Here is a 22,336-nt window from a genome sequence, read left to right as displayed (position 1 = left end):
TGCTTCTTCGACCATGGGATACGCTGCTACCCATCCGCTCAGGTCTGGTTTCCTTAAAGGGACACCCCTCCTACTGGCGTTGCTGGCAGCGGCATGCGGCGAAAAATCGACCAGTCAAAAAATAAGCATTGACGGCTCCAGCACCGTATTTCCTATTACGGAGGCGGTAGTGGAGGAATATGCACGGCAACACCCAGCGGCGCGTATCACTGTGGGCATTTCGGGGACCGGGGGCGGCTTTCAGAAGTTCTGCCGACGGGAGATTGACCTGACCAACGCCTCGCGGCCCATCACCGACCGCGAAGGCCAGGACTGCCAAAGGCAGGACATTGATTATCTGCCCCTGACGGTGGCCTTTGATGGATTGGTGGTGGTGGTGCACCCCAGCAATACGTGGGTAAAGAGTCTGAAAGTGAGTGAGCTAAAGAAAATGTGGGAGCCGGCAGCCCAGCACCGCATCCTGCGGTGGAATCAGATTCGACCGGAGTGGCCGGCGGCTGAAATCCATCTGTTTGGGGCTGGAACCGCCTCTGGTACCTATGATTATTTCACCCAGGCCATCGTGGGCCAGCGCCATGCCAGTCGGGGCGATTATACGGCCAGCGAAGATGACAACGTGCTGGTTCAGGGCGTCTCCACCGATCCACTGGCCCTAGGCTTCTTTGGCTTCGCCTACTACGAGGCCAACCATGCGGCCCTCCGCCTCGTGCCCATCGACGACGAGCAGCCCGGCAATGGCACTGGGCCGGTTACGCCCACCGTCGAAACCGTTAAGAATAATACGTACGCGCCCCTGTCGCGCCCCTTGCTTCTATACGTGAGCAGCGTGGCCGCGCGCCGCCCCGAGGTGCAGACCTTTCTCCATTTTTACTTGGTGCAGGCCCCACACTTGGCGCGTGAGGTGGGATATATTCCGCTGCCAGCCACGGAATACCGGCGCCAGCAGACCCGCTTTGACGAGTTTGTAGCCCAACAACGGTAACCGTTTCACCCATCTCTCCTACCAGCCATGAAACAACGAGAACGCCTCATCGAAGCCCTGCTGGCGCTGAGCGCGGGCATCAGCGTGCTCACTACGGGGGGCATTATTGTGATGCTGGCCGTGGAGGCCGCGCATTTTTTTCGGCAGGTGCCGCTGGGCACGTTTTTGACTGATACGCAGTGGACACCGCTCTTTGCCGACAAACATTTCGGTATTCTGCCGCTGGTGGCGGGCACCTTGCTGACCACGGGCGTGGCCATCGCCGTAGCCCTGCCGCTGGGTCTCATCATTGCTATCTACCTCAATGAGTACGCGACGGTGGGCTTTCGTAATGTCATTAAGCCGCTGCTCGAAGTTCTGGCAGCGGTGCCCACCGTAGTCTATGGCTTTTTTGCCCTGACCGTGGTTACGCCGTTTTTGCAACGACTGATACCCAGTATGGCCGGATTCAATGCCCTGTCGGCTGGCAGCGTAATGGGAATTATGATTCTGCCCCTGGTTTCTTCGCTGAGTGAAGATGCGCTTACGGCCGTGCCCCGTGCCTTACGCGAAGCCTCCTACGCGCTGGGGGCTACGCGCCTGCAAACGGCCATGAGGGTGGTGGTGCCAGCCGCTTCGTCGGGCATTACCGTCTCGGTGATACTGGCCATTTCCCGGGCGGTTGGCGAGACGATGATTGTAGCTATTGCGGCCGGACAGGAACCTCGCCTGACGGCAAATCCACTGGTGCCGGTCGAGACCATTACTACCTATATCGTGCAAGTCAGCTCCGGCGATGTGGCCTATGGCACCCTAGAATATGACACTATTTTTGCCGCTGGCATCACCCTCTTTATTCTTACGCTGGTGTTGAATAACGTGGGGTATTGGTTCCGCCAGAAATTCCGGGAGCAATATGAGTAACATGACCCGCAACCGCCTGCTCGACGGCGCCTTCCGTGCGGTGGGCCTGTTGGCTACAATGCTTGGCTTGCTGCTCCTGGCCGTCTTCCTGCTCGATATTCTGCGCACGGGCCTGGGTCGCCTGAACTGGCAATTTTTAAGCGCTCTTCCTTCGCGCTTTCCCGAGCGAGCGGGCATTTACACGGCCCTGCTGGGCACCGTCTGGATTATGGTGCTCACCGCCCTAATTGCGGTGCCAGTGGGCCTGGCAGCGGGCGTTTACCTGGAAGAATATGGCCGCAAAAGTCGCTGGTCAGCCTTGCTCGAAATCAATATCACTAACCTGGCCGGTGTCCCATCGGTGATTTATGGCTTGCTGGGGCTTAACATCTTTGTCCGTTTTCTGCGCATGGGCAGCAGCGTGCTGGCCGCCAGCTGCACGCTGGCCCTGCTCATCCTGCCTATTCTCATTGTAGCCACCCGCGAGGCTATCCGGGCTGTACCCAAAACGCTGCGCGAAGCTTCTTTTGCCTTGGGCGCGACGCGCTGGCAAACTATCTGGTATCAGGTCCTACCGGCTTCCATGGGGGGCATTCTCACGGGAATTATTCTGGCCTTGTCGCGGGCGGTGGGCGAAACGGCCCCCCTGCTCGTGCTGGGAGTGCTGGCTTACGTCCCGTTTGCGCCAAAAAGCCCCCTAGACGAGTTTTCCGCGCTGCCCGTTCAAATATTTAACTGGATTTCGCGCCCGCAGCAAGCATTCAGTTTCAACGCCGCCGCCGCTATTATTGTGCTGCTGCTCATTACGTTCGGGCTGAACGGATTAGCTATATTTCTGCGTAACCGCTGGCGGCGGCATTTGCCCTAGTTTCCCCTAATCTGCCTTGCCTGATGCCCGAACTGGAGGTTAAGCATGTGAATGTGTACTACGGCACGAACCACGTGCTGCAGGACATTTCCATGACCATTGAAGCCCATACCGTGACGGCCTTGATTGGTCCTTCGGGCTGCGGCAAATCCACGTTTTTGCGGCTGTTTAACCGCATGAATGACTTCATCAGCGACTTTCGCTACGAAGGGAGCATTCTGATTCAGGGTCAGGATATATATGCCCCCCAGCAAGCCGTAGAGGAGCTGCGCAAGCGCGTGGGCATGGTATTCCAGCGTCCGAATCCGTTCCCGAAAAGCATCTACGACAACGTCACGTATGGGCTGGTGCTGCAGGGCGTCCGCAGCAAAGCCGTGCTCGATGAGGTGGTCGAAAAATCACTGCGTCAGGCCGCGCTCTGGGAGGAGGTGAAAAACGATTTGCGCAAGTCGGCCCTGGCCTTGTCGGGGGGACAGCAGCAGCGCCTATGTATTGCGCGCGTGCTGGCCGTTGAGCCCCATATTCTGCTCATGGACGAGCCTGCCTCAGCCCTGGACCCGATTTCCACGGCCAAAATTGAAGAGTTAATTTATGACCTGAAGCAGCAGTACACCATTCTTATCGTGACACACAACATGCAGCAGGCCGGCCGCGTGAGCGATAAAACGGCCTTCTTCAACTACGGCCACCTGATAGAGTACGACGATACAGGCCGGCTCTTCACCCAGCCCAGCCACGAGCAAACGCAGAACTACATCACGGGCCGCTTTGGCTGATTTCCTTGTTGGCGTCAGCCGCCGCAGTCCGCAGGGCTTCCATCATTTACTACCAAAATGGCTCACTTAGCAATTGAGATTCAGCAGCTTAAACAAGAGGTCCATGTCATGTGGGGGCTGGTACTGGAGCAGTTGCAGCGCAGCCAGCGGGCATTGCATACGCCTGATCCAGCGCTGGTAAAAGAGGTGTCGCGGCAGGAGAAGCGTATCAATACCCGGGAGTTGAAAATTGAGCGACACTGCGAAAGCATCATCGCACTGCACACGCCGGTCGCCATTGATCTGCGGTTCGTGTTGGCCGTGCTAAAAATTAATACCAGCCTGGAGCGCGTGGGCGATGCGGCCAAAGCCATGGCCCAGTTTGTCCGGCGCTTTGTGCTGAAGGCCGAGGAAAAATTTGATCCTCATTTGCTGGCTATCAGCCGCTTGGACGAGATGTGCCGGGAGGCTACCATGCTGCTGGAAATGGTTCAAGGGGCTTTTGAGCAGGAAGACAGCCAGCTGGCCCGGCGCATGTTCAAGGAGGTAAAAGTTCTGGCTGACAACAATGTACAGGCGCACGCTGCCCTGGCGGCCTATATTCAGGATCATCCGGGGCAGGTGCAGCAAGCTCTGCAGATCCTGCTGCTCGTGCGTAAGCTCGACCGCATTGGCGACGAGGCCAAGAACATTGCGGAGGAAATCATCTTCTACCTGGAGGCGCAGGTGTTGCGCCACCAGTCGGGCAAGCACCGGGGCCAGTAGCTATCTTAGTTCAGGCGGAATTTTTTGAGATTTTTGGGTAGCAGGGGCTGTTTATCCACCACTATGGCCTGCAGAATGGCTAGCGTGAGAACCACCAGCAGCGCGATTTTGACCTGACTGAGCAGCGTGGCTTGTCCATCGGCGACCGCCGAGCCGCGGGACAGCTGCTGGCCCACCTGGAGCTGAATCTGGGTGAGATGGCTCACATCCGCATGAATGCGGTTAAACTGCTGCGCCAGCTCCCGGGCAGTGATTCCGGATGCAGGCTCGCCTACGTACAGCAACTCGTCTTCCAAGTAATTATAGCGAGTGAGGTGTGTCATCACGGACTGAAATACTCTGTCTTCCTCAGCCACCATGTACGTAGCTTGGTAGCTCTTGAGCAGGGAGTCGATGGCCTTGTTTTGAGCTGCCAGCTGAACCTGGGTATCGTGGAAATGTGCCTGGGTCGGCGCGGCCAAATAGCTTTCCAGTAACTGGCGCTTGGCATACATCCGGTCGTTGAGGGCAAATAAGCCTGCGGCAGGCTGAAGCCGGTCTTGGTAGAGGGAGGCGACGGCGGTGTTCATGTCGTGCAGCTGGCGGGTTTCCCATAAGCTACTGCCTACCATCGTCAGCAGTATACCGAGAAATAGAAACGCCAGTTTGGCTTTATGGTGAATTCCGAACAGCATATTCATAGGGTGGGGCTCAGAGAATGGGGAGGGAAAGTCATTATAAGATAAGAATAAAAAGGCAAATCATTGGAGTTCATCTCTAATAGTTTACCCTGATACTCAGCTAGAAGACTCGCAGGGCGGGCTTGGAACAGTAGTCTCCTAGTTGGCGCGGTAGCTAATTCTTCGTCCGCTCCCAGTCCGCTCGAGCGCCGTAAAAAGCGTATAATGGAGTTAGAGCCCAGAAACACGGCCTTTTACCTACATTCACCCTGCCCAGGATTTCCTCAGACTGTTTCTAACTTTCCTTCAGCACGCTTCTTATATCCGTATGACGGCTGAACACGAACGATTGGCAGCGTCCCTGACGGCCCGCGCCCCCTGGCGCCGCTGGGGGCCTTATTTATCGGAGCGCCAGTGGGGCACGGTGCGCGAAGATTATTCGGCCGACGGCCAGGCCTGGCAATACTGCACCCACGATATGGCCCGCTCCTTCGCCTATCGCTGGGGAGAAGACGGGCTGGGGGGCGTTTCCGATGACCAGCAGCTGCTCTGCCTCGCCGTAGGTTTGTGGAATGGGCAGGACCCCATTCTGAAAGAGCGCCTGTTTGGGCTGAGCGGCCCGGAGGGCAACCACGGCGAGGACGTCAAGGAAGTGTACTACTACCTCGACAACGTGCCTACGCACTCGTACATGCAGCAGCTGTACAAGTATCCGCAGCAGGCCTTTCCCTACGAGTTGCTGGTGCAGGAAAACGCCCGCCGGGGTCGCCACGAGCCCGAGTTTGAGCTGCTCGACACGGAGGCTTTTCACGAGAATCGTTATTTCGACGTGTCCATTGAGTACGCCAAAGCTGCCCCCGATGACATCCTGCTCCAAATCACGGTGCACAATCGGGGGCCCGTAGCAGCCACCGTGCACGTGCTGCCCCAGCTCTGGTTTCGAAATACCTGGGCCTGGGGCCTAGATGACTACCGCCCCCAATTGGCGGCCAACCCGGCGGGCGGCACCATTGCGGTGCACCATCAAAAGCTGGACGAGATGTGCCTGTACTGCGACCAGGACCCGACGCTGCTGTTCTGCGACAACGAAACAAACACCCAGCGCCTCTATAAAACGCCCCCCACGGCGCCAACCGCGCATTTCAAGGATGGCATCAACGATTACTTGGTGCACGGAGCGGCCACTATCAACCCGGCCCAGGTAGGCACCAAGGCGGCGGCCCACTACCCGCTTACCATTCCGGCCGGAGCCTCGCAGTCGGTGCGCGTACGGTTGGGGCCGACTGGGCAAACGCAACCTTTCGCTGACTTTGATCAGCTCCTGCAACAGCGGCGCCAGGAAGCCGACCAGTATTACGCCGTCGTGCAGGCTGCCTTACCGAGTGCCGACGCCCGCCGGGTGCAGCGGCAGGCCTTTGCCGGTATGCTTTGGAGCAAACAGTTTTATTATTACGACGTGCCGCAGTGGCTGGAAGGCGACCCGGCCACGCCTCCCCCACCCGCCCAGCGCCAACATGGCCGCAACGCGTGCTGGCCGCACCTGAACAATGCCGACATCATCTCGATGCCCGACAAGTGGGAGTACCCGTGGTACGCGGCCTGGGACCTCGCTTTTCACTGCCTGCCCCTGGCCCAGCTAGACCCCGAGTTTGCCAAGCGCCAGCTGCGCCTGCTTTGTCAGGACTGGTACATGCACCCCAACGGCCAGCTGCCAGCCTACGAATGGAACCTGAGCGACGTGAATCCGCCCGTGCACGCCTGGGCCACCTGGCGCGTGTACAAGATGTGTCAGAAGCACAGCGGCGGCCCCGGCGACACCGACTTTCTGGCCACGGTGTTTCACCGCCTGCTGCTCAACTTTACTTGGTGGGTGAACCGCAAGGACCGCAGCGGCCGCAACATCTTTGAGGGGGGCTTTTTGGGGCTCGATAACATTGGTTTGTTCGACCGCTCGGCCCCGTTGCCGGGGGGCAGCAGCCTCGAACAGGCCGACGCCACCAGCTGGATGGCCATGTACGCCCTCAACATGATGCGCATGGCCCTGGAGCTGGCCCGCACCAACCCGATTTATCAGGATCTAGCCAGCAAGTTCTTCGAGCATTTCCTTTACATCGCCGGCGCCATGACCAACATGGACCAAGCCCATAAGGACCTTTGGGACGAGGAGGACGAGTTTTACTACGATGCCCTCCACACCCCCGGCAACGGCCTGCAACTGCTGAAAACCCGCTCCCTGGTCGGCCTTATTCCCCTGTTTGCGGTGGAAGTGCTGGACGACGAGCTCCTCCAATCCTTACCTCAGTTTGGGACCCGGCTCCGTTGGTTCTTGGAAAATCGGCCCCAATTGGCCAGTCTGGTGTCGCGCTGGCAGGAGCCGGGCCAGCAGGCTACGCACTTGCTCTCCCTGCTGCGCGGCCACCGCATGAAGTGCCTGCTGGCCCGGGCTCTGGATGAAGCGGAGTTTCTGTCAGAGTACGGCATCCGCTCCCTGTCACGCTACCACTTGGATCACCCCTATGAGTTTCACTGCGCCGGTCAGGACCTGACAGTGAGCTACGAGGCGGGCGAGTCAACCTCGGACATGTATGGGGGCAACTCCAACTGGCGGGGGCCAATTTGGCTGCCGATCAACTTCCTCATCATCGAGTCGTTGCAGCGCTTCCACCACTACTATGGCGACGATTTTCAAGTGGAATACCCTACCAGATCGGGCCAGTACTGCACTCTGCTTCAAATTGCTGATGCATTGAGTGCGCGCCTTACCCAGCTTTTTTTGCGCAACGAAGCGGGCATCCGTCCAGCCCTGGGCTCGGACACTCGCCTGCAACAGGATCCGCACTTCCGCGACTACCTGCTCTTCCACGAGTACTTCCACGGCGACACCGGCCAGGGATTAGGCGCCAGCCACCAAACGGGCTGGACGGGCCTCATTGCGAAGCTATTGCAGCCACGCGCCTAACATATGGCTACACCCTGCCTAGCGAGCGTATATAGTCCTGAATGACAGGCAGCAACAGGGGAACGGCACCTTCAATGTACTCCCGATCAGCCAGCGTCCAGGGCCGCGGGGCATCGAATACGCAGGGCTGCAGAATGCCCCACAGCTGCTCATCTCCTATAATATGGGCGTGCACCAGGGCGCGGTGGCCGAAGGTGCGCCGCTCAAAGTCCTGGTTGAGAACTTCCGGGCCCGCCTGAGTGACATCTTCGACGTAAACCGACGGCTGGGCAGCCAGCGCAGCCCGAAACAGTGGATCTTCCTGGGGCAAGTCGTCGGTATCATTCTGCCAGTCGTGGCGCGGATCGGGCACATCCGCATTCTTGCGCCACACAAAGGCAATGCGGCCACGCCCCTGCGCCGGGTCGCGCACGTAGAGAAAACACCGGTCCACACGCAGATGTGGCCCTACTAGATCGAGGGCACGCTGCAGGCGTTCAGCAGGCTGGGTATTGGTTGCCAGCACCCCTGCCAGTTCATTTAGTGAGATTGTAGTCATGGGAGTAGAACGGCTGGGGGGCTTTTGAAGGTGACTAGGTGGGACTGCTTGAAGATTGCACCTCAATATAAGTACGTCTTTTTCTCCCTCCGCTTTAACCAAAGCACATATAATATGTGCCCGCAGGATAGACCCAATCTGCAGCGACAGTACGGTGCAGGTATGTTAGCCGGTATTTCTTGTCTATCCTGCGGCAGTAGTGCATTCTCTGGGTTAACCCCCCCCCCAGGCAGCTGCAATTGACCGTGCCTGCCTGGCCAGGCTTCGTTGGGATGTTATCAGAGCAATGCAAAACAATCGGTTTTTTCTTCCGCTATCTGCTTTCCCAAACTGCATGAGCCTTTCTTCTACGCTTTCCCGAAAGCTGCCCCTGTTGGCGTTGTTGCTGAGCGCCGCGCCGTTGCTGGCGCAAACTATCCTGCCCAAGACCAACGACACCACCACGCCTCTGCACCTACTCAAGCCTGATTACCCGATACCCTATGGGCAGGTGAAAGCCGAGGAAGTAAAGCTGGTGCTCGACCGCATATATAACTACCTGAACACCGCCACGCCCGCCGAGCTGGTCGATAAAAAGACGAACGCCCTCATCACCGACCGGCGCAAGTTCAACGCTGACGCCAACATACGGCCCGGTGACTTCCGCCTCACCAGCTACGAGTGGGGCGTAACGTACGCGGGCATGCTGCGGGCCAGCGAAACCACCGGCGACCCCAAATACGCCGCCTATACGGTTAGCTGCCTGAAGTTTCTGGGCGAGCTGAGTTCCTACTTCAGTGCCTACCAAAAAGCCAACCCTGAGGCCGCCACGCCCATGCGCTCGGTGCTGTACCCCAAGGCTTTGGACGATGCCGGCTCGCTGTGCGCGGCCATGATTAAGACCCAGCGCGCCAACGCTTCGGCCGACTTGCGCCCCATGATCAACAACTTCATGGACTTCATCATGACCAAGGAGTTTCGCCTAGCCGATGGCACCCTGGCCCGCAACCGGCCGCAACCCAATACGCTCTGGCTCGACGATTTGTACATGAGTGTTCCGGCCCTGGCCCAGATGGGCAAGCTCACCGGCGAGCGGCGCTACTACGATGAGGCCGTGAAGCAGGTGACCCAATTTGCCCCCCGCATGTTCAATAAGTCGAAAGGGCTGTACATGCATGGCTGGGTGCAGGAAATGACGGTTCATCCGGAGTTTCACTGGGCCCGCGCCAACGGTTGGGCGTTGCTGACTAAGGTTGAATTGCTCGACGTATTGCCCGCCGACCATCCCGGCCGCCCGGCCGTGCTGGAGCTGTTGCGCGCCCACGCCCGCGGCCTTGCCGCCCAACAAGCCGGCAGCGGCTTCTGGCACCAGCTCCTCGACCGCCCCGACTCCTACCTCGAAACCTCCGCCACCGCCATCTACGCCTACGCCATTGCCCACGCCATCAACCAGGGCTGGCTCGACGCGAAAGCCTACGGTCCCATGGCTTTATTGGCTTGGAACGCGGTCAGCACTAAAGTGAATGCCCAAGGCCAGGTAGAAGGAACCTGCGTCGGCACCGGCATGGGCTTCGATCCAGCTTTTTACTATTACCGCCCCGTGAATCTGTACGCGGCCCATGGCTACGGCCCCGTACTGCTGGCCGGTGCCGAAACGATTCAGCTCCTCAAGCAGCACCCGTATGGCATCAATGACAGTTCGGTGCAGACGTTGAAGTAGGGAGGCTTTTATCCTCAACCGACTGAATATGAGAGGTAGCTGAACGACGTTCAGCTACCTCTCTATTTTACCGCTACATCCCACACCTTTGCCATGCGGGATTTACCATCTGGTCCTTCCACGTTCAGGACGACCATATACTTGCCGGCTTCCTTGTAGCGGTGTACCGGGCTTTGCTCCTTGGACGTAGTGCCGTCACCAAAATCCCAGTACCAGCGCTTGATGCTGCCGCGGCTCTCGTCCGTGAATGTCACCTGCCGCTGCGCTATATTGGTCACGCTGAATGACCACTCAGCTTCTAATTTGGGCTGATACTTCTCGGCTAGCGGCAGGAGCGTAAAAATGGTCCCCAGGCTGGAGTTGCCGTACATTGTGTGGTTTTTCGACAGGTTCCAAAAGCCTTTTTTACGCTCGTCGTTTACGTCGTCATAGTCAATCACCGCCCAAGTGAGACCAATTTTCTTGTTATCGGTCAGCACCGATTCTACGGCCCGCGCGGGTCCTTCGGCCCCGGCGTAATCGAAGGGCGTAATCCAGAACTCGGCAATCAGCTTACCGGGCTGTCCGGGCTTGAAATCATAGGAATAGGCGATGTTGGCGTAGGGTAGCTGTTTAATCCAGGGCTGACTGCCCCAGGCCAGCGCCCAGTCTTTGCCCACAGCCGGCGTGAAAATGTGGTAGTTCTGGGCGTGCACGCCATGGAAGGCAAAGTACCGCTCCATCAGCGGCAAATCCTGGTTGGGGTGGTGCTCGGCAATGAGCGGCCCACCGGATAAGTCGCCATCAACTATAATTTCAAACGTATCGTTGTGCAGACCGGGTTGGGAGAAATCCCAATAGTCATCGTAGGCTTCGTACAAGAAATAAAGCCGATTCAGGCTCTTCACCCACGCCACACGCACCTTGATGTCGAGGTTGGTAGCGTCGGGCTTGGGGTAGCGTTTGGAATCGTCCCAGAGCTGGTCGGTCCCCACGATGTACTCGCTGGGGAAGCTGTTCCAGTCATCGGTCTGGCCATCGATGCGGGGAATCATGTTGGCCGGAAACTGGTAGACTTTGTAGCCCCGATCTTCCTGCGCGAAAACTCCGGTGCTCAGGCTGCATAGGAGTAGCGCCAGGCCAGCTTTTTTCGCAGCATAGGCAATGATTTTACTGTACCGTATTTTCATAGCACCCGCTTCGTTAGTCTTTCCAACTCAATACCCAGGCCGTTTTGAGCACCTTGTTGCCAATGGAAATTTTAGCCAGTGCTGGCACTGCCACGGTATAAGTTTGTCAGTATATAGTTCTCCAGCGTCAGCACGCGAGATGCTTCGCGCTGCTCTGCATGACGGCCTTTTAAACTATACAAAAAAAGCCCCCCAGACTCATTTATACTGCCGTTTCAACCATTCCTCCGGCACCGGAATGATGCAGATATTCATGCTGCGGTTATCCTCCGAGAGCATAGCTGATTGAATCTCAATCTTGGTGCCGTCAGGGCTCATGGTGGGGTGCGGGTGGTCGGCGGCGGTTTGCTTGTGGCCGGCGGAGAGCAGCAGCATTTCGCGCGTGTGACGGTCTATCAGGTAGACGTTGCGGGCGAAGTCGTCGCCCACGGCCCAGCGACCATCGGGCGAGCCGCTTACGTGCCAGAGGCCGCTGCCGCTGGGGGTTTGGCCGGCAATCATTACTTCCCGGGTGCGAAAGTTGACGATGGCCAGGCCGGTTGGTCTTTCGCGGGTGCCGGATGGGCCCCAAGCGGCTTCCTGGCCCGGATTGGCACCGCTCACGGGCGTGCCAGCAGCTACCTCCGTGGCAGCGGCCGGTATTTTGCGGTGGCCCATAATGGCCATGGCCGTTTCATCTTTGGAGATGATTGCCTCATGCGTCACCCATTCGTACTCCGACTCCGGGTATAGGGGCCGCAGCCCAGTGCCGTCGGCCAGCACCGTCCAGGTGCGCTGGGGCGACTTGCCGCCGGTTTCCCAGCAAAAAACCAGCTCGCCCGGTACCCACGGATTGGTTTGAATATGCCCAATTTGAAACGGCACCGACACGACGTGCTTGATGGCGCCCGTCTTGATGTTCATGCCGGCAATGCCCGAGGGGCCAGCGCCCATGTTGCGGGGGCCAAAGTTGGGTTCCAGCTTTGTTTCGGGGGACAGGTGTCGGGCGGCTTCCTCCTTACCCACGCGGAAGTAAGCCCAGGCTTCATCACCGTCGAGGGCCATGTCTCCACCGGCCTGAATGGCGGCCGGCGTGGTGCCGCACACTCGCTGGTAGGTTTTGGCCGACTTCACTTTGCCGGCCTGGCTGTCGGCAAACAGCTTGGCCAGGTCTCCCTCCACAATTTGCAGAGGCGCGGGCGCAGGCGGACCCGCCGCAGCCTCTTTCTCGGGCGCAGACTTGCCGGGCGGACGCCGCATAAAATAGAGCTTCATGGCATTGCGGGCCACGTTCAGCATGCCCGTGTAGCCGCCTTCCGTGACCTGCACCATGTCGCCGGTTTTCTCATTCACCGCCATGGCTTCGCCCTCCACCCTACCCGAGCGAAAAATCAGCCACTGCCCATCGGAAGTCCACTGATTGTGGGTGGGGTAAATCTTGGAGTCGCCGGCCGGGGTGCTGGTCAGGAAAGTGAGCATGGTGCCCGTCACGGGGTCTTTTATCACCTTGCGCTCTGAGGGAAAGCGCCGACCAATCTGGGCCTGGGCCGCGTCGGTGAGTAAAACAGCACAGCTGAGCAAGGCGAGCGTAGCATACGTTTTCATAGTTGGGGGGCAAATTTTACGTTACAATGCCTTCGATTTTACCTGGCGCAGCTTCTGGGTTTTCAGGTGCTCACTGTCGGCTATTGTCAGGTTGCTGACGTCGCTAAGGACCAGCGTAGAGGCCGTGGGGGGCTTTTGGGTCGATACGTTTCGCAGCGTTGCGTTCTGCACATCCGTGAGCATAAGCGCAGGGCGTGTTTCCTGACCCAGAAACCTCACGTTTACATTGATCAGCTCAATGTTCCTCACGTGCCGAATGAAAAAGCCGTAGGCGGGTATTATTCCGAACTTTTGCGGCTCCGGGTAGTCCTTTTCGTGCTCCGGCACAACGTTCTGTATACTGCTGACATCAGCCGCTTCCAGAGGCTTGTACCAGATATTGATATTACTGAGCCGTACGTCCTCAATGGCGTTGCCCGGCAGACCGCTTATGAGCGTGGCGAATCGCGAATCGGCGTTGTAGACGTTCACGTTGCTGATGTTGATGCGGCGCAACTTGCCTATCTCCGTGCCGGCCGGAGCCCGCAGCCGCCCACCCAAGCGCAGGAAAATTGGCGCGTTAATGACATCGCGCATGGTGATATTGCTGATTGTCACGTCTTCCAGCAGGCCACCATCTACGGTTTCCAGCGCCAGCCCCCGGCAGTACTCAAACACGCAGTTGGTGATGGCAATATTTTTAAACCCGCCATTCGACTCAGTTCCGAATTTGATGCGGCCGGTAGGGCCTTCCTTGTCGGGTACCAGGTGAGCTTCTTTGCGCTGGTAGGTGCCATTGAGCAACGTGCCCCGATCGTAGCCGCTGACCTGGCAGTTGGTAATCGTGACGTTTTCCGTGGCCCGAGCGTAGCCCAGCGCAAACGAGCTTTTCAGGCAAATAGCATCATCCCAGGGCGAGTTGATGGTGAAATTCGATATCCGTACGTTGCGGCAGCAGTCGATATCCAGCGCGTCGCGGTTGGTGTCAATCTTCAGATTATCAATGGTAAGGTTGTCGACGCCGGTGGCTAGCAGGGCAAAATGCCCCCCAAAGAGCACTGTAAAGTCCTTGAGTATCACATTGCGGCAGAGCTTCAAAGCAATGGCTTTATTGCCCACCGGGGCCCGATGGGGTCCCTCCCGCGTCAGGCCGTGGCCGTAGATGGTGCCGGGGCCAAGGATGGAAATATCGGTCAGGTTTTCGCCCCAGATGAGGCTGTTGTGCCAGTGACTGTGCCCAAAGCCCTGGAAGCTGTTGCCCGCGCCCGGCTCCGGGACGTCGTAGCCGATGTCGCCCACCGGCGTGGCCGCCAGCAGCGTTGCTCCCTGATCTAGGTAAAGCGAAATGCGGCTTTGCAGCCGGATGGAGTAGCTGCGGTAAGTGCCGGCCGGAAGGTATACCGTGCCCCCACCCGCTTTGGCCGCCGCGGCGATGGTTCGGTTTATCGCGTCGCTATCAAGACTGGCGCTGTCACCTTTGGCTCCGTAGTCGCGGACATTAAAATTGCCCCCCGGAGGTGCTGCGGCCGACGCGTTAATACAGTTGAGAAAAACTAAAAACAGAAAGGCGTAGCGTAACATGCAGGTTCAGCAAATAAAGTGACTGATGTTTCAGCCCGCGCATTAGGGTTGGCCAAATGGCTCACGCCAGCGCATAGCTGCAGGAACGATGGGCCACAAAGAGAAGCCGCCGACAAATGCCGGTGTTCGGTAGTACAAGGAGCAGTAATCTGACTTGTTGACTCTCCTGTACTCTTATGATGAGCAGCAATCCACAGTAATTTGGCCTACCCCAAATCCAGTCTTATCATGCCCGAGACAGCGCATGAGGTCACGAATGCGCCGCGCCTGGGCATACCCGGACAGGTAGCAGCCTAGGCAGGCCGTTGGTGCAGGCTCTTTAGAGTAAGTGTTGGCAAAAACGACCGGCCGGATTACTGGCCCACGCGGCGGCCGAGCCGTCATTGGATATTTCGCACTTTGGTACTCGCTGGGCTGCTTAGCGCACGTTACAAATGGACTGGATCAGCGGCTTCCTAAGGGAGCTGACACAGCGTCGCCGCGAGTTTCGGGGTGCATAATCTGGCCGCCGAGGTTACCGGCGCGGGCCATCATCCCAAAACTGACAAAGGCACTAGCCAGCGTCAGGCGGGTAAACAGGGTCGCACGGGCGTGGTTGTGGCTCAGCAGCAGGAGGCTGGTCAGGGCCAGGGCGCCGATAAACTCCAGCGCCCACATAGCCAGCTCGGCCGCTTCCTCGTGCTCGTGAATCAGCGTGCGCGTCACGCCGGGATACTGCTCCACCACTTCCTCGGCCCCTTCCCCGGTCAAATTGGCCAGAATAGCCAGCGCCGCTGCCACAAGCAACGTGATCAGTCCGGCGCGGACTAACAAAGGCTGACGGCTCACCAGCGCGACGAGCAGCAGCACGAAGCCAAAAAGGCTACCCAGAATAGGCAGGTGGTTGAGCAGCAGATGAAGATGAGCACCGTTCATTGGAGAAGTAAGTAAAGGTAAAGAAGATGCCAAGCCGCCAGGCAGGTTAGGGCGAAACGTTGAAAAAGGCCCCCACGGCCGCGGTCAGGGCCATGGCCAGCACACCCCAGAAGCTGACCCGGCCAGCCGCCTTCCACACGCCGGAACCGCCCACATACGCCGCCAGCCCACCCAGCGCTGCCAGCAAGAGCAGGGACGTGAGCGCCACGCTCCAGCCCAGCCAGCGTTCAGGCGACACTAGGATCACGAGCAGGGGCAGGGCCGCACCCCCGGTAAACGTACCTGCCGAGGCCAAAGCGGCCTGCACCGGCTTGGCCGACACCAGTTCGGAGATGCCCAGTTCATCGCGGGCATGAGCGCCCAAGGCGTCATGGGCCGTGAGCTGCTGGGCTACCTCCTCGGCCAGGGCGGGCGCCAGGCCGCGCGCCACGTAAATGGCCGCCAGCTCCGCGTGTTCGGCTTCCGGTGCGTCACGCAACTCGGCCTGCTCCCGGGCCAGATCCGCCCGTTCGGTATCGGCCTGGGAGCTGACGGAGACGTACTCGCCCGTCGCCATCGACATAGCCCCGGCCACCAGCCCGGCCACGCCGGCCACCAGCACGCTCTCCCGCGAAGCCTGCGCCGCCGCGACGCCTACCACTAGACTAGCCGTAGAGATAATCCCATCATTGGCCCCCAGCACGGCAGCCCGCAGCCACCCGATGCGGTGGGTTCGATGTTGCTCCGTATGCCTCATCCGCAGTCAGATTAAGTAATGTCAGTAAGGATGGCTCTATGCGGGCGTCAGGGCAGAAAGTAATGATAGCCAGAGGGTGAAAGCAAATGGAGCTGGGGGGGGGGGCAAATTTGCCCCCCAGTAAGTCGCAAACGTGAATATTGGCTTCCTTACCCAAATTATTGTAACCTTACCTGCCTTACCTCGCGACCTTTTTCCTTTCCTGCATGAAGCATATTACACGCAATTCTGTTGAACTCCTAATCATCGGCCTGCTGACTCTCCAGGGGCCGGCAGCCCTTGCCCAACAAGGCGCTCCAGCCATCGTCAAGCCCGCCGGCTCGCTGGCCGCGCAGATCAAGGGGATGCAGAAATTCGATGGCTACTTCCCCTTTTACTATGATCAGAAAACGGGTAAAATCTTGCTGGAAGTAGACAGGTTTGACCAGGAGTTTCTGTACTTCGGCTCCCTGGCCAGCAGCGTAGGCAAAGGCATCGAGCGGGGCCAGAGCAGCTCGGCCATCGCCAAATTTATCCGTGTGGGGGGCAAAGTTTTGCTGATCGAGCCCAACTATGACTACCGGGCCGTGACCGACAACGCCGACGAGCAGCGGGCCGTGGACAATGCATTTGCCAAATCGGTTATCTGGGGCTTTGTGCCGGTGGCCACGGAAGGTACCAAAGTACTGATCGACCTCACCCCTTTTCTGGTGCGCGACAGCCAGAAAATAGCGGAGGGATTGGGCAGCCGCGGGTATCAGGGGCCCGGCGCCAGCCTGATGGGCGGGCCGGGCAGCGGGCAACCCATCAGCTACAAAGTGGATGAATCGCGCTCGGCAGTGTACTTGGACAACACCCGCAACTTTCCCAAGAACACGGAGTTTGAGGCCATGATTACGTTCACGAGCACGCCCGGCCGGGGCGCCGACTACTCGCTCGCGCCCGACCCGAATGCCGTGACCGTGCAAATGCACCAGGCATTCATAGAGCTGCCCGAAAAGGGATTTCGCCCCCGCAAGTTTGACCCCCGCTCCGGCTTCCAGGACTTTAGCTACCTGGACTTTGCCGCCCCCATGAGCCAACCGCTGGCGCAGCGCTTCATTGTGCGGCATCGCCTGGAAAAAAAGGACCCTGCGGCGGCCGTGAGCGAAGCCGTGAAGCCTATTGTGTACTACGTCGACCGGGGCGCCCCGGCTTCCATCAAAAAGGCACTGCTGGAGGGCGGCGCTTGGTGGAATCAGGCGTTTGAGGCGGCTGGCTACAAGGATGCCTTCCAAATCAAGGAGCTGCCCGTGGGCGCCGACCCCATGGACATCCGCTACAACATGGTCAACTGGATTAACCGGTCGGGTGTGCCACGGGCCTATTCGTACGGGGCCAATTACGTGGACCCGCGGACGGGTGAAATCATCAAAGGCATCGTGTCGCTGGGCGCCGACCGCCACCGGCAGGACTACCTCATTGCCGAAGGCCTGCTGCAGCCCTACGAAGACGGCAAGCCCATATCCGACAAAATGGAGCAGATGGCGCTGGCCCGTATTCGCCAGCTCTCAGCCCACGAAATCGGCCACACCCTGGGGCTGCATCACAACTTCACGGCCAGCACCAAAGAGCGGGCTTCGGTGATGGATTATCCGTTTCCGCGCTTCAGCCTGCAGCCCGACGGCACCCTTGACTTATCGCAAGCCTACGCCGTGGGCATCGGCAGCTGGGATAAGCGCGCCGTAATGTGGGGCTACGCCGATTTCCCCAAGGGCACCGACGAAAACCAGGCGCTTGAGCGCATCATGCAGGAAACACTACAGCAAGGGCACCGCTTTATTCCTGACATTGGCGGCTACGCGCACCCGGCCGCCAACCAGTGGGAAGAAGGCACCGACCCGATTGTCCAGCTAGCCACGCTGATGAAAGTGCGTCGCCACGTACTCGACCAGTTTTCCGAAAAGGCCATCCGCTCGGAAGCGCCCATGGCCACGCTGGAAGAAGTGCTGGTACCTATGTATCTGCTGCACCGCTACCAGGTGGAAGCCGTAGCCAAGTCGCTTGGGGGGCAATTTTTCACTCATGCCGTAAAAAACGACGGACAGGCTCCGACCCAGATGGTAGACCCGGCCGTGCAATGGCAGGCGTTTGAGGCGCTGCTTACGACCGTCACGCCGGCCGCGCTCCAACTGCCCGAGGCGCTGATTGCCAAGATTCCGCCCCGGCCATCGGGCTACCCCAAGACGCTGGAAACATTTGCCGGCTACACCGGCCCCACCTTCGATCCGCTGGCTGCTGCCGAAGCCGCCGCCGGTCCCACCATTGCCTCGCTGCTGAACCCGCAGCGCGCCGCACGACTGATTGAATATCAGGCCCGTGACAGTCGGCAGCCAGGGTTTCAGCCGGTAGTAGAGAGGTTGTTGGAACGCACCTGGCGCGCCAAGCCCGAGGCCGGCTACGCCGGTGCCCTTCAAACAGTGGTCAACAACCTGACCCTGAAGTACCTGTTGCAGCTCGCAGCTGATGCCAGAGCCGCCGCTAGTGTACGAGGGCAGGCCCTGCTGGCAGTAGACGACTTGCAGCAGTGGATGCGCAAAGAAGCAAAGCGGGGCAAAGGGCCGCAGCAAGCCAATCTGCTGTTTGGCTTATCACAAATTGAGCAGTTCCGGGCCGACCCAAATACGTTCACTGGCCCACCAGCGGCAGAAATGCCCCCCGGAGCTCCCATTGGCATGCCGGCCATGGACTTTGTGGATTAGCCGTCAGTCGAATTTTACGCTAAGCTCCAGGTCATCTCGCTTAGAAAGGATGCCGGTGTATGCCTAAAATAGCTTAGCACAAAGAGCGTATATGGCATTTTTATTTTCGAGTTATGCTTGAGTAGCGGCCGAACATTTATCAGCTACGTACCACTTCACTTACTATCTTCCGTTGGCTTCCTCGACGTCGCTTTTCGTCTTGCCATGTCTTTCTCTAACCGCTCTTCCCTGGAAGTCGAAAACCAAGCCCTGCGGGCCAAAATAGTGCTTCTAAAGGCCCAGCGCGTCGTTTAGGCTGAGTATCAGGCCTTGGCGGAGGCCTCTACCAGCACAGCCAGGTACGCTTTCACAGTGTGTTCGAAGCCTCCCCGCTAGGCCAGAAAATCATTGGCTCCGACTTATCTATCCGTCAGGCGAACCCAGCCATCGCGGCTATGTTGGGCCTGGCGAGCCCCGAGGAGTTGCTGGGCCGGGTTATCTTGGACTTTGTTCACCCACACTATCAGGCCGACTGGAACCGGTTGCGGGGGGACTTGTGGTCCCACCATCTGCCCCATTGTGTGCTCGAAAGCTACTTGTTGCGGGCCGATGGTACTCCCTTCTGGTGCCGGGTCACCTCCGTCTTATTCGCCGAAGACGGCCCGCAGTGGAGCTTCACAAGACATCACGGCCCGCAAACGCTTCTAAGCGTAGCAGCAGGTGCATGCCGCAAACGAGGATAATGAAACTCGCGAGAGGGAGTAGTGGTGAATCGATGGCTTTTCCTGCGAGGGTTTGACGGCATTCCAGAGAGGAAAATAAAAGTTCAGGAACCAATACCCCCGGGACCTTTGTATACATGAACAAATGATCATACATTTGTATCGCCTTATGATACCGACTACTGCACCCGCTGACTTAAACCTAACCACCGAAAAGATGGAGAAGGTGGCCTTTATCCTCAAGACCACGGCCCACCCCACCCGCATTGCCATCGTGCAGCTGCTGGCCAATCAGGAAAGCTTGTCGGTGACGGACATCAGCGAAAAGCTCAGCGTGGAGCAAAGCTTGCTCTCCCACCATTTGACGGGCATGAAGCTTAAGGGCATTCTGAGCTCTCACCGCGAGGGGAAGAACATCTACTACGCGCTCAAAATGCGCGAAGTGGTAGACGTGATTCAGTGCCTAGCCAGCTGCACGTTCCTGTAAGCGAGTCGGCCTTTTTTTATCCGAATACATGAACAACCTTTCATAATTACATACATTACCTCAGTGTCCATGCTACACCTCGTCGGCTACTTCGCGGCCATCTTTATCGGCCTTTCCCTCGGCATCATGGGCGGGGGCGGCTCCATTCTGACGGTGCCGGTGCTAGTGTATCTGATGGGCGTGAGCCCGGTGCTGAGCACGGCCTACTCCCTGTTTGTGGTGGGCTCCACCTCGGTGGTGGGCGCCTCGGGCTACTTCCGCAAGGGCTTGGTATCCATTCCCACGGCCCTGGTGTTTCTGGCCACTTCGCTGGTGTCGGTATTTATGACCCGCAAGTACCTGATGCCTGCCATTCCGCACGAGCTGTTTACGGTGGGCAGTATTGTCTTTACTAAAGATCTGCTGGTGCTGGTGGCCTTCGCCGTGCTGATGGTGGTAGCCGCCACCTCTATGATTCGCAGCAAGCAGGCCGAGGAGATTCTCACGGATGATCTGCATCACAAGCACCACATCAACCACCTGCTTATTCTCACGGTGGGCGCCGTGGTAGGTGTGCTCACGGGCTTTGTAGGCGCGGGCGGCGGCTTTCTGATCATTCCCGCGCTGGTATTGTTTGCCCGCCTGCCCATGAAAACGGCCGTGGGTACCTCACTGGTAATCATTGCCATAAACTCGCTGATTGGCTTCACCGGGGATTTGAGCGCTGGCACTCCCATTGCCTGGACTTTCCTGCTGGGCTTCCTGTCCTTCGCCGTGGGTGGCATTGTGCTGGGCACCTTCCTGGCTCGCTACATCCCTGGCGCCAGACTCAAGCCGGCTTTCGGCTGGTTTACCCTGGCCATGGGCACGTTTATTCTGCTGCGGGAGCTGGTTTTTACTACCTAAGTTTCTTTCGCGCTGCTTTTCCGGATGCCTCTTCATACTCTGCCTTCACCGCTTTTTCATCTGCTTTCCTCACCTCCCAACTACTCTTATTATGAAAATCGAACAGTTTGAAGACAAGGGCCTGGCCCACTTCTCCTATGCTATTCTTAGTGAGTGCGCCCGCGAAATCGTGCTCATTGACCCCGCCCGCGACCCTCAGCCCTACTACGACTACGCCCAGGCGAACGACGCCCGAATTATCAGTGTCATCGAAACGCACCCGCACGCTGACTTCGTGTCTTCCCACCTGGAAATTGCCCAGCAAACCGGGGCTACCATCCGGGTGAGCAAGCTGCTGGGGGCCGATTATGCCTTTGAGGCCTTCGATGAAGGCGACTCGTTCACGGTAGGCCAGCTCACCTTCCGCGCCCTGAATACGCCCGGTCACTCCCCCGATTCTATCAGCATCGTGCTTTCCCGCGAGAATAAGGATGTGGCCGTGTTTACCGGGGATACTCTGTTCATCGGCGACGTGGGCCGCCCCGACCTGCGCGAAAAGGCCGGCAATATCATGGCTAAGCGCGAAGAGCTGGCCAAGCAGATGTATCACAGCCTGCGCGACAAGCTGATGGTGCTGGCCGATGACGTGCTGGTGTACCCGGCCCACGGCGCTGGTTCGCTCTGCGGCAAAGCCCTGAGCGGGGCTAACAGCAGCACCATCGGAGCCGAGAAAATCGGCAACTATGCCCTGCGGCCCTTAACCGAGGAAGCCTTTGTGCAGGAACTGCTGGCTGATCAGCCCTTCATCCCCAAGTACTTCGGCTACGATGTGGCTCTGAACAAAGCCGGGGCCCCGGCCTATGCGCCCAGTGTGCAGCAGGTGCCGCGCCTGACCACCGGCAGTCAACTGGAGCCCGGCATGCTGGTGGTGGATACCCGCCCTGAAGCCGAGTTCAAGCAGGGCCACGCGGCCGGCGCCCTCAACATTCAACAGGGGGGCAAATTTGAAACCTGGCTGGGTTCCATTGTCGGCCCCGAAGAAAGGTTTTACCTGATAGCCGCCGATGAGGCGACCCGGGAAGACCTGATCCGCAAAACTGCCAAAATCGGCTACGAGGCCCTGATTAAAGGCGCGCTGGTGGGTACGCCTGCCAAAGACGAAACCCTGCCGAAACTGGACGTGGAGCAGTTCCGCCAGCACCCGGAAGCCTACACCATCGTGGATATTCGCAATGCCTCTGAAGCCCAGGCCGAGCCGCTGTTTGACGGCGCCCTGAACATTCCGTTGCCGGAGCTGCGCGAGCGAGTGCAGGAAATCCCAGCCGGCAAGCCCGTCGTGGTGCACTGCGCCGGCGGCTACCGCTCGGCTGCTGGGGCCAGCATCGTGGCCCCGGCCCTGCCAGGCACGGAGGTGCTGGACTTAAGCGAGGCCGTAAAGGCCTTTCAGACCGCAGCCGCGGCCCACTAATTCTGCCGGAGTGAGCTGCCGTCCG

Annotated in this window: 18 protein-coding genes and 1 pseudogene; 12 read left to right on the top strand and 7 right to left on the bottom strand. The window is 58.7% G+C overall.

All coding sequences use genetic code 11. The features are described 5' to 3' along the window. The first annotated feature begins 13 nt into the window (after positions 1 to 13). The 5 genes from H8B13_RS03115 to phoU are packed head-to-tail and all read left to right on the top strand — an operon-like array spanning position 14 to position 4,252. Complete coding sequence (locus H8B13_RS03115; RefSeq protein ID WP_187309348.1) at positions 14 to 982, top strand: PstS family phosphate ABC transporter substrate-binding protein; 969 nt, start codon at positions 14 to 16, stop codon at positions 980 to 982. Positions 983 to 1,009: 27 nt separating this feature from the next. Then, positions 1,010 to 1,885 (top strand): phosphate ABC transporter permease subunit PstC, encoded by an 876-nt coding sequence (gene pstC / locus H8B13_RS03110; protein ID WP_187309347.1) that lies wholly within the window; start codon positions 1,010 to 1,012, stop codon positions 1,883 to 1,885. Further along, positions 1,878 to 2,732 (top strand): phosphate ABC transporter permease PstA, encoded by an 855-nt coding sequence (gene pstA / locus H8B13_RS03105; RefSeq protein ID WP_187309346.1) that lies wholly within the window; start codon positions 1,878 to 1,880, stop codon positions 2,730 to 2,732. The genes pstC and pstA overlap by 8 nt, the downstream gene beginning before the upstream one ends. A 23-nt stretch (positions 2,733 to 2,755) precedes the next feature. Further along, the gene (gene pstB / locus H8B13_RS03100) at positions 2,756 to 3,508 is read left to right on the top strand and encodes a phosphate ABC transporter ATP-binding protein PstB (RefSeq protein WP_187309345.1); all 753 of its coding nucleotides are present in this window, start codon (positions 2,756 to 2,758) and stop codon (positions 3,506 to 3,508) included. A gap of 57 nt (positions 3,509 to 3,565) precedes the next feature. Then, positions 3,566 to 4,252: a phosphate signaling complex protein PhoU gene (gene phoU / locus H8B13_RS03095; protein WP_187309344.1), complete on the top strand. Its 687-nt coding sequence runs from the start codon at positions 3,566 to 3,568 to the stop codon at positions 4,250 to 4,252. A gap of 5 nt (positions 4,253 to 4,257) precedes the next feature. Here the strand turns inward: phoU and H8B13_RS03090 are convergent, their stop codons facing one another. After that, a complete protein-coding gene (locus H8B13_RS03090; RefSeq protein WP_187309343.1) occupies positions 4,258 to 4,932 on the bottom strand; it encodes an MCP four helix bundle domain-containing protein in 675 nt (224 codons plus the stop codon). Between the two features lie 307 nt (positions 4,933 to 5,239). Here H8B13_RS03090 and H8B13_RS03085 point away from each other — a divergent pair, with 307 nt between their 5' ends. Continuing rightward, the gene (locus tag H8B13_RS03085; RefSeq protein ID WP_187309342.1) at positions 5,240 to 7,870 is read left to right on the top strand and encodes an MGH1-like glycoside hydrolase domain-containing protein; all 2,631 of its coding nucleotides are present in this window, start codon (positions 5,240 to 5,242) and stop codon (positions 7,868 to 7,870) included. Between the two features lie 7 nt (positions 7,871 to 7,877). Here H8B13_RS03085 and H8B13_RS03080 read toward each other — a convergent pair whose 3' ends face one another. Then, positions 7,878 to 8,408, bottom strand: a complete 531-nt coding sequence (locus H8B13_RS03080; RefSeq protein WP_187309341.1) for a GAF domain-containing protein — start codon at positions 8,406 to 8,408, stop codon at positions 7,878 to 7,880. A 334-nt stretch (positions 8,409 to 8,742) separates the two neighbouring features. Here H8B13_RS03080 and H8B13_RS03075 point away from each other — a divergent pair, with 334 nt between their 5' ends. Further along, positions 8,743 to 10,107 carry a glycoside hydrolase family 105 protein gene (locus H8B13_RS03075; RefSeq protein ID WP_187309340.1) on the top strand — a complete coding sequence of 455 codons (1,365 nt, stop codon included), beginning with the start codon at positions 8,743 to 8,745 and terminating at the stop codon, positions 10,105 to 10,107. A 62-nt stretch (positions 10,108 to 10,169) separates the two neighbouring features. Here the strand turns inward: H8B13_RS03075 and H8B13_RS03070 are convergent, their stop codons facing one another. The 5 genes from H8B13_RS03070 to H8B13_RS03050 form a co-directional block, all read right to left on the bottom strand. Further along, positions 10,170 to 11,276 carry a PKD domain-containing protein gene (locus H8B13_RS03070; protein WP_187309339.1) on the bottom strand — a complete coding sequence of 369 codons (1,107 nt, stop codon included), beginning with the start codon at positions 11,274 to 11,276 and terminating at the stop codon, positions 10,170 to 10,172. Positions 11,277 to 11,474: 198 nt separating this feature from the next. Beyond that, on the bottom strand, positions 11,475 to 12,860 hold the full coding sequence (locus tag H8B13_RS03065) for a hypothetical protein (RefSeq protein ID WP_187309338.1): 1,386 nt from the start codon (positions 12,858 to 12,860) through the stop codon (positions 11,475 to 11,477). A 21-nt stretch (positions 12,861 to 12,881) separates the two neighbouring features. Next, a complete protein-coding gene (locus H8B13_RS03060; RefSeq protein ID WP_187309337.1) occupies positions 12,882 to 14,420 on the bottom strand; it encodes a glycoside hydrolase family 28 protein in 1,539 nt (512 codons plus the stop codon). Between the two features lie 444 nt (positions 14,421 to 14,864). Beyond that, the gene (locus H8B13_RS03055; RefSeq protein ID WP_187309336.1) at positions 14,865 to 15,335 is read right to left on the bottom strand and encodes a hypothetical protein; all 471 of its coding nucleotides are present in this window, start codon (positions 15,333 to 15,335) and stop codon (positions 14,865 to 14,867) included. Positions 15,336 to 15,381: 46 nt separating this feature from the next. Further along, positions 15,382 to 16,071, bottom strand: coding sequence for a VIT family protein (locus H8B13_RS03050; protein ID WP_187309335.1), 690 nt, complete (start codon positions 16,069 to 16,071; stop codon positions 15,382 to 15,384). Between the two features lie 206 nt (positions 16,072 to 16,277). Between H8B13_RS03050 and H8B13_RS03045 the strand changes: the two genes are divergently transcribed. The 5 genes and pseudogenes from H8B13_RS03045 (at position 16,278) to H8B13_RS03025 (ending at position 22,311) form a co-directional block, all read left to right on the top strand. Further along, positions 16,278 to 18,791: a zinc-dependent metalloprotease gene (locus H8B13_RS03045; protein WP_187309334.1), complete on the top strand. Its 2,514-nt coding sequence runs from the start codon at positions 16,278 to 16,280 to the stop codon at positions 18,789 to 18,791. A 341-nt stretch (positions 18,792 to 19,132) separates the two neighbouring features. Beyond that, positions 19,133 to 19,513 (top strand): annotated as a pseudogene (locus tag H8B13_RS03040) (PAS domain S-box protein); the annotation flags it as partial. A gap of 148 nt (positions 19,514 to 19,661) precedes the next feature. After that, positions 19,662 to 19,979, top strand: coding sequence for an ArsR/SmtB family transcription factor (locus H8B13_RS03035; RefSeq protein WP_261990206.1), 318 nt, complete (start codon positions 19,662 to 19,664; stop codon positions 19,977 to 19,979). A 69-nt stretch (positions 19,980 to 20,048) separates the two neighbouring features. After that, positions 20,049 to 20,864, top strand: coding sequence for a sulfite exporter TauE/SafE family protein (locus H8B13_RS03030; protein ID WP_187309332.1), 816 nt, complete (start codon positions 20,049 to 20,051; stop codon positions 20,862 to 20,864). 91 nt (positions 20,865 to 20,955) lie between these two features. Continuing rightward, on the top strand, positions 20,956 to 22,311 hold the full coding sequence (locus H8B13_RS03025; RefSeq protein ID WP_187309331.1) for an MBL fold metallo-hydrolase: 1,356 nt from the start codon (positions 20,956 to 20,958) through the stop codon (positions 22,309 to 22,311). Positions 22,312 to 22,336 lie beyond the last annotated feature (25 nt).

Source organism: Hymenobacter sp. BT188, from assembly GCF_014333585.1.
Classification (GTDB): Bacteria; Bacteroidota; Bacteroidia; order Cytophagales; family Hymenobacteraceae; genus Hymenobacter.
Note: the sequence above shows the minus strand (reverse complement) of the source record. Positions and strands in the feature narration are given on the sequence as shown.

What these genes read in the sequence shown, in the direction of transcription:
- H8B13_RS03115 (WP_187309348.1), top strand. Translation starts at nt 14, where the DNA reads ATGGGATACGCTGCTACCCATCCGCTCAGGTCTGGTTTCCTTAAAGGG.
- pstC (WP_187309347.1), top strand. Translation starts at nt 1,010, where the DNA reads ATGAAACAACGAGAACGCCTCATCGAAGCCCTGCTGGCGCTGAGCGCG.
- pstA (WP_187309346.1), top strand. Translation starts at nt 1,878, where the DNA reads ATGAGTAACATGACCCGCAACCGCCTGCTCGACGGCGCCTTCCGTGCG.
- pstB (WP_187309345.1), top strand. Translation starts at nt 2,756, where the DNA reads ATGCCCGAACTGGAGGTTAAGCATGTGAATGTGTACTACGGCACGAAC.
- phoU (WP_187309344.1), top strand. Translation starts at nt 3,566, where the DNA reads ATGGCTCACTTAGCAATTGAGATTCAGCAGCTTAAACAAGAGGTCCAT.
- H8B13_RS03090 (WP_187309343.1), bottom strand. Translation starts at nt 4,932, where the DNA reads ATGAATATGCTGTTCGGAATTCACCATAAAGCCAAACTGGCGTTTCTA.
- H8B13_RS03085 (WP_187309342.1), top strand. Translation starts at nt 5,240, where the DNA reads ATGACGGCTGAACACGAACGATTGGCAGCGTCCCTGACGGCCCGCGCC.
- H8B13_RS03080 (WP_187309341.1), bottom strand. Translation starts at nt 8,408, where the DNA reads ATGACTACAATCTCACTAAATGAACTGGCAGGGGTGCTGGCAACCAAT.
- H8B13_RS03075 (WP_187309340.1), top strand. Translation starts at nt 8,743, where the DNA reads ATGAGCCTTTCTTCTACGCTTTCCCGAAAGCTGCCCCTGTTGGCGTTG.
- H8B13_RS03070 (WP_187309339.1), bottom strand. Translation starts at nt 11,276, where the DNA reads ATGAAAATACGGTACAGTAAAATCATTGCCTATGCTGCGAAAAAAGCT.
- H8B13_RS03065 (WP_187309338.1), bottom strand. Translation starts at nt 12,860, where the DNA reads ATGAAAACGTATGCTACGCTCGCCTTGCTCAGCTGTGCTGTTTTACTC.
- H8B13_RS03060 (WP_187309337.1), bottom strand. Translation starts at nt 14,420, where the DNA reads ATGTTACGCTACGCCTTTCTGTTTTTAGTTTTTCTCAACTGTATTAAC.
- H8B13_RS03055 (WP_187309336.1), bottom strand. Translation starts at nt 15,335, where the DNA reads ATGAACGGTGCTCATCTTCATCTGCTGCTCAACCACCTGCCTATTCTG.
- H8B13_RS03050 (WP_187309335.1), bottom strand. Translation starts at nt 16,071, where the DNA reads ATGAGGCATACGGAGCAACATCGAACCCACCGCATCGGGTGGCTGCGG.
- H8B13_RS03045 (WP_187309334.1), top strand. Translation starts at nt 16,278, where the DNA reads ATGAAGCATATTACACGCAATTCTGTTGAACTCCTAATCATCGGCCTG.
- H8B13_RS03035 (WP_261990206.1), top strand. Translation starts at nt 19,662, where the DNA reads ATGATACCGACTACTGCACCCGCTGACTTAAACCTAACCACCGAAAAG.
- H8B13_RS03030 (WP_187309332.1), top strand. Translation starts at nt 20,049, where the DNA reads ATGCTACACCTCGTCGGCTACTTCGCGGCCATCTTTATCGGCCTTTCC.
- H8B13_RS03025 (WP_187309331.1), top strand. Translation starts at nt 20,956, where the DNA reads ATGAAAATCGAACAGTTTGAAGACAAGGGCCTGGCCCACTTCTCCTAT.